Here is a 14,522-nt window from a genome sequence, read left to right on the forward strand (position 1 = left end):
ATGATCCGCAAGAAAGACCGTCGTCTTCGTGTCGGTGTGCTTGGCTGCGGGCCGATCGCGCAATTCGCGCATCTGGAATCCTGCGTGAAGGCCAGCAATGCCGATCTCTATGCGATCTGCGATGCCGCGCCCGATTTGCTGGCACGCATGGGCGCCACTTATGAGCCGCAGAAGATGTATGGCGACTTTGATGAAATGCTGGCCGACCCTGAACTCGAGGCGGTGATCGTCGCCACCTCCGATGCCTATCACGTGCCGATGTCGATCAAGGCGCTCGAGGCTGGCAAGCACGTTCTCTGCGAAAAGCCCATCGGCGTCTCGGTCGAGGAAGGCCAGAAGCTTGCCGATGCGGTCAGCCGTTCCGGCAAGGTGCTGCAGGTCGGGCACATGAAGCGCTTCGACCCGGCGCTGGAAGCGGCGCGCGATTTCGTCCGCGACGAGATGGGCGACATCCTGGCACTGAAGGCCTGGTATTGCGATTCCACCCATCGCTACACCAACACCGACGCGATCCAACCTCTGCCCGTCACCAGCAAGCTGGCGAGGAAGCCGGCCGGAAATCCGAAGGCCGATCTCAGGCAATATTTCATGCTGGCGCATGGCTCGCATCTCGTCGACACGGCGCGCTTCCTGTGCGGCGAGATCACCGCTGTGCGTGCCCGCCTCAACGAAAAATTCGGCGCCTATTGCTGGTTCGTCGAGACCGAGTTCGCCAATGGCGCGCTCGGCCATCTCGACCTCACGGTTGCCGTGCGCATGGACTGGCACGAGGGTTTCCAGCTCTACGGCGAAAACGGCTCGGTGATCGCGAAGACCTTCAATCCCTGGTATTTCCGCGCCAGCGAGGTCGACATCTTTCACGAGAAGGATGCGACGTCGCGCAAGCCGCTTGGCGCCGACGGCCATTTCTTCCGGCGCCAGCTCGAGGGCCTCGCCGAGACGGTGCTCGACGGCGAGCCGATGCGCGGCGCCAACGTCGATGACGGCCTTGCCTCGATCCGCGCCATGGTGGCGATCGCCCGCTCGGTCGAAAGCGGCGAACGCGTCGAGATCGCCAGCGTGACGGGAGCGGTCTGATGCAGATCGGGGTGTTCGCCAAGACTTTTCCTGGCAGCGAGCCAGGCGGCGTGCTCGCCGCGGTGCGCGACGCGGGATTTGCCGTCACCCAGTTCAACCTCGCCTGCGCCGGGCTGCCGTCGACGCCGGATGCGGTCCCGGACGATGTCATCCGTGCCATTGCAGCCGCGTCTGATGCCTCCGGTGTCGCGCTGGTGGCACTGTCAGGCACCTACAACATGGCGCATCCGGACAACGCCGTGCGCGACGATGGCTTGCGCCGGCTGAAGGTGGTGATCGAGGCCGCCGCCAAGCTTTCCACGCCGCTCGTCACGCTGTGCACGGGAACGCGCAACCGCGATGACCAGTGGGCGCATCATCCCGACAATGCCGATCCCTCGGCCTGGGCCGACATGGCGCGCGAAATGGAAAAGGCATTGCAACTCGCCGATCGCCACGGCGTCGATCTCGGCATCGAGCCGGAACAGGCCAACATCGTGACGTCGGCGCAGGACGCGATGCAGTTGATCGCCGAAATGGGTTCGAAGCGGCTGCGCATCGTGCTCGATCCGGCGAACCTGTTCGAGCAGGCGGATGCCGCGCAGGCCCGCGCCATCGTCGCCGCCGCCATCGAAACCACGGCCGGCCATGTCGCCATGGCGCACGCCAAGGACCGTTTTGCCCACGGCTGCTTCGCCACCGCCGGGCAAGGCGTCGTCGACTTCGCCGATTTCATCGCACGGCTCAAGGCGACAGGCTTCGACGGTCCGTTGGTGACGCATGGGCTTTCGGCCGAAGAGGCGCCCGGCGTCGCCGGCTTTCTGAAAGGGCTCCTGTGATGAAGCGCCCGACGACCTTGCTCCGCGATAGTGGCACGCTACGGGTTTCCGACGCGGGCGACGGGCTGGCGGTCGTCTTCCAGCATGGTCTTGGCGGCGGCGAGGCTCAGGTCGCCCAGTCCTTCCCGGCCGGCACCGGCTTGCGGCGCGTCACGCTCGAATGCCGCGGGCATGGCGGCTCGGCACTCGGCAAGTATCGGCCATTCTCCTTCCAGATGTTCGCCGACGATGTGCTCGCCGCCGCCGACCAGGCCGGCCTCGAGCGCTTCGTTGCCGGCGGCGTGTCGATGGGCGCGGGAATCGCGCTGCGCCTCGCCTGCCGCCATCGCGATCGCGTCGCCGGCCTCGTGCTGGTGCGCCCGGCCTGGACGTTTGGCAAGGCACCGGCGAACATGCGGCCGATCGCGGAAGTCGCCGGCCTCATGCTGGATCACGGCCCGGACAAAGCGCGGGCGCTTTTCGCGCAGTCCGAGACCGCCCTACGCCTCTATCGCGAGGCGCCCGACAATCTCGCTTCGCTGCTGGGCTATTTCGACCGGCCGGACGCCATGACGTTCGCGCAAGTGCTCGCTGACATCGCCGCCGACGGACCGGGCGTCTCGGCAAGGGATGCCGAGTCTCTCGATATTCCGACTTTGGTCATCGGCAACGCCATGGATGCCGTGCATCCGCTGTCTTCCGCCTATACGCTGGCGGCCACCATTCCCGGCGCGACCTTTGCCGAAATCCCTGCCAAGGCGCTCGACAGCGCCAGGCATTTCGCCGAGCTGCAGGCCGAGATCACCGCCTTCCTTCACGCCCACGCCAATTTCCGGAGCCTTGTTCCCTAATGACCACCAAATCCCTGTCCGGCCCCTCGGCAATAGCCGCCTTGCCGCGCAACCGGCTGCTCGGCGAATTTTCCCTGTGGTCGGCGGACCTTGCCAATATGGAGCGCGACCTGAAGCGCATCGACGCTTACGTCGACTTGCATCACATCGATGTCGCCGACGCCCGTTTCACCCCCGGCTTCCTGTTCTTTCCTGATCTGGTGGCGCGGATCGCCAGGCTGACGACAAGGCCTATCCATGTGCATCTGATGGTCGAGGCAGAGATCGTCGAGGAGCAGACGCGGCAGTTCATCGGGGCCGGCGCTGACCTGATCAGCGTGCATGCCGAGAATGGTGAAGCGGGGCTTCGCGCCGTGCGGCTGGCGCATGAGCTTGGCGCCGAAGCCGGCGTCGTGCTCAGGCTGGAAACGCCGGTCGCGGCGGTTACCCCCTTCCTGTCGCAAGTGGCGTTCGTGACGCTGCTCGGCACCTCCATCGGCGTCAAAGGGCAGCGCCTGTCCGACCAGGCCTGTCCGCGCCTGATCGAGGCACGCGCGCTGATGCGGAAGGCCGGCCGTGAGGCCGACATCGTGCTTGCCGCGGATGGCGGCATCCGCCACGAGACAGTGCCGCTGCTGCGCGCCGCCGGCGCCGAGACGGTTGTGCTGGGCTCGCTTGCCTTCGGCGATCCCGACCTCGCGCAGCGCATGGCCTGGCTGCACGGACTGAAGGTCGCCGCCTGATGAGCACGCTTGCGCTTGCCTTCGATCTCGGCGGCACGGAGCTGCGCGGCGCGCTCGTTGAACGCAGCGGTGATGTCATCGCCCGGGTTTCGGCACCGACGATGGCAGGCTCGGGATCGGAGGCTGTGATCGGCCAGATCATCGTGCTGGCAGGCACCCTGCTGGCGGAGCATCCGCGGGCAAAGGTGGTCGGCATCGGCATGTGTGCGCCGGGACCGCTCGATCCCAAAGCCGGGATCGTCATCGGGCCGCCGACGCTGGCCGGCTGGCACAATGTGCCGCTGATCGACATCCTCAGCCGGCAGTTCGGCCTGCCGGTGCGACTGGAGAACGACGCCAATGCGGCAGCCCTCGGCGAATGGCGCTTCGGAGCCGGCCGCGGCACCGGATCGCTGGTGTTCGTCACCGTGTCGACCGGCATTGGCGGCGGCGTCGTCGCAGACGGTCACATCTATCACGGCAGGCGCGGGCTGGCGGCCGAGATCGGCCACATGACCATCACCGGCGAAGGGGACCGCTGCTTCTGCGGTGCCGTCGGCTGCTTCGAGGCGGTCGCCTCCGGCACCGCGCTTGGACGGCGGGCGACACAACTGACCGCGCCGAGCGACGGCTCGCTGCTCAGGCGCCTTTCGAACAATGGCGATGTCTCGGCGCGGCATGTCGTGGATGCCGCGCGGACGGGTGATGCGGCGGCTCGCCAACTGGTCGAGGCCGAAGCCAAGTGGCTCGGCATCGGCTTCACCAACCTCCTGCATCTCTATTCGCCCGACCTGATCGTGATGGGCGGCGGCCTTTCCAACGGCTTCGATCTCCTGGCGCCGACGATCCGGGCGACCGTCGAGGAGCGCGCAATGCAAGCCTATCGCGACGTGCCAATCGTGCCGGCCGAGCTCGGCGATCGGGCGGGCCTGGTCGGCGCGGCGAGCCTGATCTTGTGGGAGGGCGAACCTGGCACGGCGCTGGCGATGGTGCAGGACGACGAGCCGAAAACCGGGGCCAGGGAGGTAAGCCAAGGCTGAGCTCAAGCTGCGCGGTGCGCGCAAATTCTATGGAGCCGCCGAGATCATCAAGGGCATCGACCTCGACGTCGAGGACCGCGAATTCATCGTCTTCGTCGGCCCGTCCGGTTTGGGCAAGTCCACGCTGCCGCGCATGATCGCCGGGCTGGAAAGGATCAGCGCGGGCGACCTCATGATCGACGGCGTGCGCGCCAACGACATGGACCCGTCCGCGCGCGGGTTGGCCATGGTGTTCCAGTCCTATGCGCCCTATCCGCATATGAGCGTGGCCGAAAATATGGGCTTCGCACCGAAGATCGCTGGGGTGCCGGCACTGGACAAACAGGCTATCTGCGGCGGGTCTCGCAGCCGGACACACAAGCTATCGGGCTGAGGCTCGACCGCAGTTAAGTCAACTACGGCAACGTTCGTCGGCGACCAACTGTTGGGCGAATGAATCGCCGCGAACACTGCCTCTGCCGCAACATTCGCGTCACGGTCGCTACGCATTGCAACGTCATTCCGGATGTCGCCCGTGCGCGAAAACCGGCGAATGGAGGGCGCTCGCCTCGTCCGCTCCCTGCCGAGAGCGCGTCGGAATGGAAACCGCACCATTGATCAGCGATGCGCGCAGCTTCCCGGAAACCTTGGATCAGCGGATAAGATCGTGCTGCTGGAGCGCGCCCGCCATTCACCATGTGTGGGAGGTTCCGCGCAAATAGCCGACGCCGAATGGGTGAGCCAAGCATGCAGACATCATTGTCATGGTGCTGCGGACGACAGTGCATATCCGGCGCGCATGTCGCTCTGTTCGAGCCTTTGAACCACCGCGCTGACCACGGATGTACTGGCAGCATTGGGATCTTTCCGGTTCGGATGGAAAAGATGCAGGTCGGCGTGCTCCTGCGGAAAGCCGCACCCCTCATGCAACGCAGCCTCCCTGCGTGGGGAACGCTTGCCTGCACTACGGCGGCGGCTTTCCATGCGAGCCGCTTCAAAAATGATGCTGCGAAACGGCTCCGGCTTTATCCGACGAACGCCTCACGCATCCGAGCGAACATGCCGGGCTGTCTCCCGGCAATCGCCGCACGGATGTGACGGGCGGCCGTTAAGGCGCTCACCGTCGCGCCGAAATGACAATAGCAAATGATCTCATGCAATTGCCTGTCGGTCACTTCGAAGAACCGCTTCGCTTCGCCGTAGTTGTCGTTTTCCAACCCGGCGGCGCGGAGGACAGGATCCTCGAAAGCGACTGAGATCGGCGAGCCGTCGCCGCGCATGGCCCCGCGTGATCTAACCGGCTGATACTCGGTCTGGTGTAGCGTCGAGAGTCGCCGGTCAGGGTTCCGTTCAAGGAGCTCCGCCCAGCGTTCAAGACGTTCGCTGCGCGACATGGCCTGGCGCAGGTAGTCCTGATCGATCTCGGCGACGATCTGCAGTTGCTCAAGCGTCTGGTGCTTCATTTTAGCCTCCTATTCGGACGATAGTTGGCCCACCCATATCCTTCTTATACCTGCGGCCAGCGTGACTCCGACCGATCGTGAAGTCCAATCACGATGATGCTGGGAGGGCTTCCCCGCACGAAAATGCGGAGGCTTCGCAAAGATCCGGCCATTAATTTGGCGAACGCGGTCAAATGCGCGGCTGTTCGACGATGTCGGTCTGGAGTCCGTGCCGATCGAGGTGATCGACGGGCAGAGTCTGTGCTGACACGATCACGGATACCACGCCGTACCAGAGGCGCCTGTCCTTGAGATCCATCGTTACCTCCTGCCCGCTACATGTTGGCCACTGGGCGAATTCCTTGAGCCTTTGGCCGTCATTTCCCAGATGAGCGACCCATTTGCCGTCTGGCAGGCACACAGTAGGTTGGATAAGGGGTCTTTGAGAAGCGCGCAATACGACCGCGCCGACATGACCGCCAGCGGCTGCGACCGGCGCTGCAGGCGTGCTCGACGAGTAGCGTTGCGGCATGGATGTCAAAAGATCGGCGATGCCATCCAGCGCCTGTGTGATCGATGCGGCGCGCGTTATCCTGATCTTCCAGCACGGCTCCGCGCAGCCGCACCCCTCATTAGACCGTTTCGAGACGGCTGAACCGAACCGGGATGAGTTTGCGAGTCTTCAGTTGCGCTGCCGCATCCTTGTCGATGACCGTCAGCAACTGCGCTTCTCCAGGTCCCACGGGCAGGACCAGGCGTCCCCCCGGTTTGAGCTGCTCAAGCAAAGCCGGCGGTGTCCGCTCAGCGGCCGCGGTGACCAGGATCTTGTCGAATGGGGCGTGCTCAGGCCAGCCGCGAGACCCGTCTCCGACACGAATGCCGACATTGGAGAAGCCGAGACCCCGCAGGAGAGCCTCGGCCTGGCTTGCGAATTCCTCGATGATTTCGACGCTCCAAACTTGCCCGGCAAGGTCCGCGAGGATTGCGGTTTGGTAGCCTAGGCCGGTGCCGATCTCGAGCACTACCTCGTGCGGTTGCGGCGCAAGGAGATCGGTCATGAGAGCAACGATGAAGGGCTGCGAGACGGTTTTATCAAAGCCGATCGGCAGCGGCATGTCTTGGTAGGCATAAGGCGCAACTGATGCTGGCACGAAGAGGTGCCGCGGTATCCGCCTCATCGCCGCCAATACCCGCTCATCGAGCGCCACCTTGCCAAGTTCTTCGCTTGCAAGATCGGTGTGAATTGCAATCATCTCGACCATGTGCCTGCGTAGAACCGCGAGGTGCTCTTCGTTCATCGGCTTCATGACGGTGGGGCGCTCCTCAACCAGTCTGCTGCCTATAGCCTTATACCCTGTTCGTCTTGTCACAGTAACCATGTCGTCGAGAACGCGGCTTCGGTTGGGGGGTGTACCGCCCTGCTATTTCGTCGCCGTCCTTGGTGCTCTCCCGTTCCTCGCACAGGGTGGAACGGCGTGCGCATCAGAAGCTCGCCAGCCAGGCGACAACATCGATATAGCGGATCGCCAGCCAGTTGAGCACCAATAGGCCGAAGGCCAAAACGACGCCGAACCCTGCGCTGTCGCTCACCGGCTCCATCCCGTGCTGATCGTGCGTGATCTGGCGATTTCGATGACCGAACCTGGGCGAGCCAGCAGCGCTATTCGCGCTGCAGGCCGGCCATACGATAATCAGCGTTAGCCCGCGTGGCGCTGCTGAGAAGAACCGGAATTTCGTGATGGCTTGCCGCCGCCATTGGCGCGGCACTGGGGGACTGGCTGTCCTTCTGGATCGGCAAACGGCTTGGAAAGCGGGTTTCGCACTATTGGCCCCCCACCATGCGAGCTTCAGGAATTCCGACACCACGAACCTCTCGAGCAAAGCACCGAACCGCGATCGGTCCTACGTTCTTCGTCTACGGCCGCTCACAAGATTGTCAACAATCTGAGAAAGTTTTGTTGACAGGTGATTGATTTGAGCCTTCACTCACAAAAGTCCGCGTATCGATCGAGTTCTGTCGCAACAATGCGCGGCCTCCAAAGGGGAAAGAACAATGATCAACAGACGTTCAATAATCACATCCGCGGCGCGCGGCGCCGTCTCCGCGCTGGCAATCATGGCCGGCGGCACAATCGCGGTGCACGCCGCCAACAAGGAACTCAAGATCGGCTTTGTCGGCGTGACGAGTGGCGCGGCCGCTGCGTGGGGCACATCCAACGTCCGCTCGATGCAGACGCGCGCCGCCTGGATCAACGAAACCGGCGGTGTGAAGATTGGTGACGAGACCTATGACATCAAAATCGTCACCTTCGACGATCAGAAGGACCCGAAGCGGGCGATCGCCGGCATGGAGAAGATGGCCCAGGAGGGCATCCACTATGTCGTCGGTCCGAATGTCGACGACGGCGCGGCGGCGGTGCGTCCCGTGGCAGAATCCAAGGGCATCATCTATTTTCCCTACGCATTCCCGAAGGAACTCTACACCCCGCCGGCGTCCAACGCCGTGCTCGGCATGATCGCCAACTACCAGTCGGCTCCGGCGATCTACAAATATCTCATGGAAAACAGGGGCGTGAAAAAAGTTGCCTTTGTCGCCGCCAACGAATCCGATCCGCTGAGCCAGCGGGATGGCGGTGTTGCCGCGGCAAAGGCGCTCGGGCTCGAGGTTGTGGCTGCCACGGATGTCTACCAAAACGATACCCGCGATTTCACGCCGGTACTGACGCCGATCGTTTTGCAAAAACCGGACCTGCTGGTGCTTTCGGGCGTCGCGCCGGGCAATGCGCCGCTGCTGATCCGCGCCGCGCGCGAGCTCGGCTACGAAGGCCTGATCTCCACCGAAACGGCGCAGGATGCCAAGGTGCTGGAAGAGGGCGCGGGCGAGTTGGCCAACGGCTTCATCTCGGTCGGCGGCGCATCGACGCCCGAAATCGCGTCCGACACGATGAAGGAGTTCGTCGAACGCTATACGAAAATGTTCGGCGAATACAATGACGAGTCCAACACCAAGGTCTACGCGCTCGAATACATCATCGAGACGCTGAAGGCGAACCCGGCCGCGATCGACAATGTCGAGGAGTTCAAGAAGACGATCGACACTTTCTCGGCGCCCAATCCCTATCTGAAGGGCGATGCCAAGCTGACCTATGTCGGAATGACGTCGTTTGGCCAGAAGCGCCAGCTTTCGGTCCCGATGGTGGTCACGGAATACCGCGACGGCAAGTTCGAGACGCTCTTCGTCGCTCAAGTCGATTGACGCAACTGCACCGAAGCGGATTGCCGCAGAGGCTCGAGCATTCGTCTTCAGCCTCTGAACGGCCGGAACCATCCTGATGGAACAAGTCATCGCCAACGGGCTTTATCTTGGCGCGCAATACGCCTTGATCGCGCTCGGTCTGACCCTGATCTTCGCGCTGATGAACGTGCTTAACTTTGCCCATGGGCAGATGTACGTTCTCGGCGGCTTCGTCACCTACACCGTCTATGGCCAGCTCGGCATGCCATTCGTCGTCGCGCTCGTCGCGTCCGGGATCACGCTGCTGGTCATTGGAGCGCTTGTCGAGAAATTCCTGTTCAGGACGGTGATTAAGCGAAGCGTGCGGGAGGAAAGTACGATGCTTCTCGCGGCGGCGGTCGCATTCTTCCTCGACGCCGTGATCCTCCTCCTGTTCGGCGAAAAGCAGCGCGGCGTGCCGAAGATCGTCAAAGGCGTCTTCGTCTCCGACAGCCTCATAATGCCTTACGACCGGCTGCTGGTCGGCGCACTCGCCATACTGTTCATCGCCTCCTTCGTGCTTTTCATGCAGTACAGCAAGCCGGGACGCGCCATGCGGGCGCTGGCGCAGGACCGGGTCGCGGCGCAGCTGATGGGCGTCGAGGTCGACCGCTATTCGATGATCGGCTTTGCGCTCGGCGCCATGCTTGCCGGCATAGTCGGGGGGCTGCTGGTCGCCATCACCGGCGTCAATTCGGGCATCGGTGGGCCGATCTCGATCAAGGCGTTCTTGATGGTGATGATCGGCGGGGCCGGCGTGGTCAGCGGAGCGATCGCCGGCGGCTTCATCCTCGGGATGATGGAATCGGTCGGCCTGACGGTCCTACGCCAATATGGCGACGTCACTTATCTCGTCATCTTCGCCGCGCTGATGGTGTTCCTGAGCATCCGCCCGAACGGGCTCATGGGCAAGCCGTGGGGATGATGGACATGAAGCGTACACGCAACATCCTCGCCGTCGCTGTCTTCCTGCTGGTCGTACTCGTCGGCGTGCCCTGGCTGATCGAGGCGACCGGTCGGCTCGACCTCTACTACACGCTGACCTCGGTCGCGCTGCTCAGCATCGCCAGCGCCGGGGTGTGGGTGACTTTCTACATCGGCCGCATCAATATCGGCCAGGGGGCCTTCGCGCTTATGGGCGGCTATGTTTCGGCCATTCTTGTCGTCCAGTATGGTGTGTCGTTCTGGCTGACACTGCCGCTGGCTGGGCTATTCTGCGCCGCTGCAAGCGTGCTGATCGGACTGCCCATCCTCCGGCTTCGCGGCGTCTATTTCGCCATGGTCACGCTGGTTTTAACCGAAGTGGCGCGGCTGCTCGCGCTGGCGCTGCCGATCACCAACGGCGCCAAGGGCATGGTCAGCATTCCGCTCCCCGGCGGCATCTCGATCTTCGGGCTGACCATCCTTCCAGATTTCGCGACGCTCGCCAATCCGCGTCCCGCCTTCTATCTGGTGTCGGTTGTGCTGATGGTGCTGTGCTTTGCGGCGCTCTACCGCCTAGTCCATTCGCGCATTGGCAAACTCTGCCAGTCGTTGCAGCAGAACGAGGAACTGGCCTCCTCGATCGGCGTCAACATCGCCTATCTGCGCGTTATCGCCTACGCCTTCTCCTCATTCCTCGGCGGTCTCGGCGGTGCGATGTTCGTCGCCATCTCGCAGTCGATCTATCCGTCGAGCTTCACCGTCACCGACTCGGTGAACTTCATGCTGAACTGCTTCCTCGGCGGGCTCGGCCACGTCTTCGGGCCGATGATCGGCACCTTCGTGCTCTATTTCGGCTGGGATTTCCTGTTCGAGACCGGCGAGTTCCAGTTGCTGATCTTCTCTTCGGTGCTGATCGCGCTGATGCTGTTCCTTCCCAACGGCCTGCTCAGCCTCAGGCTGTTCGGCAAGAAGCAGGGCTAGGACCATGACTGAGCTTCTTCAGATCAAGGCCGTGACCAAACGCTTCGGCGGGCTGGTCGCGGTCAACAATGTTTCCTTCGCGGTCCGCGAACGCGAAATCCTCTCCGTCATCGGCCCCAACGGCGCCGGCAAGTCGACGCTGTTCAAGTTGATTTCCTCTTTCCTCAATCCGACCTCGGGCGAAGTGCTATTCCGGGGAGAGCGGATTTCAGGGCTGGCGCCGCATATCGTCGCCCGGAAGGGCGTGGTGCGCACGTTCCAGGAGACGACGATCTTCAAGGGCATGACGGTGCGCGACAATGTCATCATCGCGCATCACCTGCGTTCCAACGCCAGCCTTGCCGGCTTCTATCTCGGCACGAACACCGCACGGCGCGACGAGGATGAATTCGGCCGCTCGGCCGACGAGATCATCGACTTCCTCGATCTCGGCGCGCAACGGCATGAGATCGCCAGCACGCTGCCGCACGGCCATCTGCGCGCGCTCGGGATTGCCATCGGGCTCGCTACCAACCCGACCGTGCTTCTGCTCGACGAGCCCTTCGCCGGCATGAACCATGACGAAACCGTGCGCGCGGTGGAGATGGTGCGCGACGTGCGGAAGCGCGGCGTGACTGTCCTGCTGGTCGAGCACGATATGCCCGCCGTCATGAACATTTCCGACCGCATCGTCGTCCTGAACTTCGGTGTGAAAATCGCCGAGGGAACGCCGAAGGAAATCCAGGAGAACGAAAAGGTCATCGAGGCCTATCTCGGCGCCGAAGATGAGGCGATCGGATTTTAGCCATGAGCGAATTACTGAAAGTCTCCGACGTCGAACTCTACTACGACCATGTCTATGCACTGAAGGGCGTGTCGCTCAACGTCAACGAGGGCGAGACCGTCGCGCTGATCGGCGCGAACGGCGCGGGCAAATCCTCGATCCTGCGCGCCATCACCGGCCTGAAGAAAGTCCGCAGCGGCGAGATTCATTTCCGGGGCCACCGCATCGACGGAACGCGCCCGGACGAGCTGGTCAGGATGGGCATCGCCATGGTGCCGGAGGGTCGGCGCGTCTTTTCCTACATGACGGTGCGCGACAATCTGATGATGGGTGCCTTCACCCGCACCGACAAGTCCGAAATCGCCAGGACGCTGGACATGGTGCTCGGGCGCTTTCCGCGCCTGAAGGAACGCTATTCCCAGACGGCGGGCACGATGAGCGGCGGCGAACAGCAGATGCTGGTGATCGGGCGGGCGCTGATGGCCAAACCGAAGCTTCTGCTGCTCGATGAACCCTCGCTCGGCGTCGCGCCGAAGCTCGTCCAGGACATCGCCCGCTCCATCGTGGCGATCAATCGCGACGAAAAGGTCAGCGTTCTCTTGGTCGAGCAGAATTCGCGCATGGCGCTGCGCATCTCACAGCGCGCCTACGCACTGACGACCGGAAAGATCGCGCTGGCCGGACATTCGGCCGAGCTGCTTGGCGACGACCGGGTCAAGAAACTCTATCTCGGCGGGGAAATATGAAAGCGCAAATGGACATACTCGTCGTCAATCCCAACACCACCGCGTCCATGACCGAAAAGATCGGCGAGGCGGCGCGCGGCGCGGCTTCGGCCGGCACCAGGATCATCGCCGTCAATCCGAAGGACGGGCCGCCCAGCGTCGAAGGCTATTTCGACGAGGTCTTCGCCATCCCGGGAATGATCGGCGAGATCCAGAGACATCCGGCGGCGAGCGCCTGCGTTATCGCCTGCTTCGACGACACCGGCCTCGACGCAGTACGCTGCGTCGGCGAGATGCCGGTGGTCGGCATCGGCGAAGCGGCGTTTCACATGGCGAGCCTAATTGCCGGCAAGTTCAGCGTGGTGACGACGCTGTCGCGTTCGGTGCCGGCGATCGAGCACAATCTGGTGCGCTACGGCCTCGCCAGCCGCTGCGCCAGGGTGCGGGCAAGCGACGTTCCCGTTCTGGAGCTCGAAGTGCCCGGCTCCAACGCCCGCCATCGAATTTCGGAGGAGATCGAGCGCGCCATCCGCGACGACCGGGCCGAAGCGATTGTGCTGGGATGCGCCGGCATGGCCGACCTCGCCGCCGCGCTCAGCCGCGAACATGGCCTTCCTGTGCTCGACGGCGTCGCCTGCGCCGTACAACTCTGCGAGAGCCTCGTCAGCCTTGGCCTGTCGACCTCGAAGCGCGGCGGCTACCAGGTTCCACTCGAAAAATCCTTCGCCGGAATCTTTGCGCCCTTTTCGCCCTCCGGCCGTGTATCCTGATGCGTGCAAAATTGTTGACACTCCCACACAGGATGTTCGATGTCCGGCCGGAAACGCGGTGTTCGCGCCGCTATGCGATCCGGCCGCCGGGACAATGAGACGATGGACCTGCTTGGACCAAAGACACGGGATGGCGACAAGCCGACGATGCGCTGGTTTCCGGTCTATGCCGGCCTGCGCGACGCCATCGTCAGCCACCGCCTCGCACCGGGCACAAAGCTGCCCGAGGACGAGCTCGCCTCGATCTATTCGGTGAGCCGCGCGGTGATACGCGCGGCGCTGCAGGCGCTGTCGCATGACCGCTTGGCTCGGCTCGAGCCGAACCGCGGCGCGTTCGTCGCTCAGCCGACCAAGCAGGAAGCGCGCGAGGTGTTCGAAGCGCGGGCGCTGATCGAGCCCAAGGTCGCGGCGCTTGCCGCCGAAGTGGCAAAGCCGGCCGAGATCGCGCAACTGCGGCTTCATCTCGAAAAAGAGCACGAGGCCCTGCATGCCGGCCGCGACAGCGACGCCATAATGCTGTCGGCAAAATTCCATGTCGGCATCGCTGAAATCGCCGGCCATTCGATCCTGACCGGCTTCGTCAAGGACCTGTTGTCGCGGTCGTCGCTGATCATCGCGCTCTACTGGCGCCGCCGCGAAACCACCTGCGAAAGCCACGCCCATCACGCCCTCGTTGATTCCATCGAAAAGCACGACGCAAAAAACGCGTCCGACCTGATGCAAGGTCATCTCGTCGACCTTCTGTCGGGCCTTGATCTGTCGCTCGGCGAGAAGAAGCCCGAGAGCCTGTCGGACATCTTGCGCTGATCTCCGCTGTCAAACTCTTCGCCGGAGTTCGCCCATGTCCGCACGTGCTGGGCGTGATCGAAGCAATGCATGGCATGCATCGGTCCATGAGGACTGCTTCTTCGTTCCTGCCGTCATAACAGTAGCGCTCGTTGAGTCCGCGGCGCTGCCCTCGCCGGCGTCGCGACCCCCGACATGCCGCAGCAACCTGTCGGCTGCGGCGAGGCCTCGATGCCAAGCGCCTGCATGAGGCGATTCCAGTCATCGCGAACCCAGGGCCGCATGGCCTGCTCGGTGCAGTGAAGGAAGATCGCCTCGCCGCGGGGCGGCCGAGCCTGTGATCCAGCACTCAGAATTAGCAAATTCATCGATGGGTGAATTGACGGCCTTGGGTGAATCCGAGTCATCAAGG

The 14,522-nt window shown here is 63.3% G+C and carries 15 protein-coding genes and 1 pseudogene; 13 read left to right on the forward strand and 3 right to left on the reverse strand.

Annotated elements, in window-relative coordinates; all coding sequences use genetic code 11:
* The 6 genes and pseudogenes from NKG60_RS04865 to NKG60_RS04890 form a co-directional block, all read left to right on the forward strand.
* A complete protein-coding gene (locus tag NKG60_RS04865) occupies positions 1-1,077 on the forward strand; it encodes a Gfo/Idh/MocA family protein (protein WP_352662161.1) in 1,077 nt (358 codons plus the stop codon).
* Positions 1,077-1,895 (forward strand): sugar phosphate isomerase/epimerase family protein, encoded by an 819-nt coding sequence (locus NKG60_RS04870; RefSeq protein ID WP_352662164.1) that lies wholly within the window; start codon positions 1,077-1,079, stop codon positions 1,893-1,895. The genes NKG60_RS04865 and NKG60_RS04870 overlap by 1 nt, the downstream gene beginning before the upstream one ends.
* Positions 1,895-2,725 (forward strand): alpha/beta fold hydrolase, encoded by an 831-nt coding sequence (locus NKG60_RS04875; protein WP_352662167.1) that lies wholly within the window; start codon positions 1,895-1,897, stop codon positions 2,723-2,725. The genes NKG60_RS04870 and NKG60_RS04875 overlap by 1 nt, the downstream gene beginning before the upstream one ends.
* On the forward strand, positions 2,725-3,447 hold the full coding sequence (locus tag NKG60_RS04880) for a ribulose-phosphate 3-epimerase (RefSeq protein ID WP_352662170.1): 723 nt from the start codon (positions 2,725-2,727) through the stop codon (positions 3,445-3,447). Before NKG60_RS04875 ends, NKG60_RS04880 begins: the two co-directional genes overlap by 1 nt.
* A complete protein-coding gene (locus NKG60_RS04885; protein ID WP_352866073.1) occupies positions 3,447-4,466 on the forward strand; it encodes an ROK family protein in 1,020 nt (339 codons plus the stop codon). Before NKG60_RS04880 ends, NKG60_RS04885 begins: the two co-directional genes overlap by 1 nt.
* Positions 4,467-4,473: 7 nt before the next feature.
* A pseudogene (locus NKG60_RS04890) lies at positions 4,474-4,776 on the forward strand (ATP-binding cassette domain-containing protein); the annotation flags it as partial.
* A gap of 694 nt (positions 4,777-5,470) precedes the next feature.
* Here the strand turns inward: NKG60_RS04890 and NKG60_RS04895 are convergent.
* The 3 genes from NKG60_RS04895 to NKG60_RS04905 all read right to left on the reverse strand — a co-directional run bounded on the left by NKG60_RS04895 (position 5,471) and on the right by NKG60_RS04905 (position 7,194).
* The gene (locus NKG60_RS04895) at positions 5,471-5,908 is read right to left on the reverse strand and encodes a hypothetical protein (protein ID WP_352662179.1); all 438 of its coding nucleotides are present in this window, start codon (positions 5,906-5,908) and stop codon (positions 5,471-5,473) included.
* 169 nt (positions 5,909-6,077) lie between these two features.
* A complete protein-coding gene (locus tag NKG60_RS04900) occupies positions 6,078-6,206 on the reverse strand; it encodes a hypothetical protein (protein ID WP_352662182.1) in 129 nt (42 codons plus the stop codon).
* A 313-nt stretch (positions 6,207-6,519) separates the two neighbouring features.
* A complete protein-coding gene (locus tag NKG60_RS04905; protein ID WP_352662185.1) occupies positions 6,520-7,194 on the reverse strand; it encodes a protein-L-isoaspartate(D-aspartate) O-methyltransferase in 675 nt (224 codons plus the stop codon).
* 746 nt (positions 7,195-7,940) lie between these two features.
* Between NKG60_RS04905 and NKG60_RS04910 the strand changes: the two genes are divergently transcribed.
* From NKG60_RS04910 to NKG60_RS04940, 7 genes are all read left to right on the forward strand, one after another.
* On the forward strand, positions 7,941-9,143 hold the full coding sequence (locus NKG60_RS04910; RefSeq protein WP_352466755.1) for an ABC transporter substrate-binding protein: 1,203 nt from the start codon (positions 7,941-7,943) through the stop codon (positions 9,141-9,143).
* A gap of 76 nt (positions 9,144-9,219) precedes the next feature.
* Positions 9,220-10,086, forward strand: a complete 867-nt coding sequence (locus tag NKG60_RS04915) for a branched-chain amino acid ABC transporter permease (protein WP_352466754.1) — start codon at positions 9,220-9,222, stop codon at positions 10,084-10,086.
* Positions 10,087-10,091: 5 nt separating this feature from the next.
* The gene (locus NKG60_RS04920) at positions 10,092-11,066 is read left to right on the forward strand and encodes a branched-chain amino acid ABC transporter permease (protein WP_292659991.1); all 975 of its coding nucleotides are present in this window, start codon (positions 10,092-10,094) and stop codon (positions 11,064-11,066) included.
* A 4-nt stretch (positions 11,067-11,070) separates the two neighbouring features.
* Positions 11,071-11,850, forward strand: coding sequence for an ABC transporter ATP-binding protein (locus NKG60_RS04925; RefSeq protein ID WP_352488882.1), 780 nt, complete (start codon positions 11,071-11,073; stop codon positions 11,848-11,850).
* 2 nt (positions 11,851-11,852) lie between these two features.
* On the forward strand, positions 11,853-12,575 hold the full coding sequence (locus tag NKG60_RS04930) for an ABC transporter ATP-binding protein (RefSeq protein WP_254022275.1): 723 nt from the start codon (positions 11,853-11,855) through the stop codon (positions 12,573-12,575).
* Between the two features lie 8 nt (positions 12,576-12,583).
* The gene (locus tag NKG60_RS04935) at positions 12,584-13,324 is read left to right on the forward strand and encodes an aspartate/glutamate racemase family protein (RefSeq protein ID WP_023722329.1); all 741 of its coding nucleotides are present in this window, start codon (positions 12,584-12,586) and stop codon (positions 13,322-13,324) included.
* Between the two features lie 102 nt (positions 13,325-13,426).
* Entirely contained in the window at positions 13,427-14,131 is a 705-nt protein-coding gene (locus NKG60_RS04940) for a GntR family transcriptional regulator (RefSeq protein WP_352662398.1), read from the forward strand.
* Positions 14,132-14,522: the final 391 nt, after the last annotated feature.

The organism is Mesorhizobium sp. M1428, from assembly GCF_040317515.1.
In the GTDB taxonomy this organism is placed as follows: Bacteria; Pseudomonadota; Alphaproteobacteria; order Rhizobiales; family Rhizobiaceae; genus Mesorhizobium.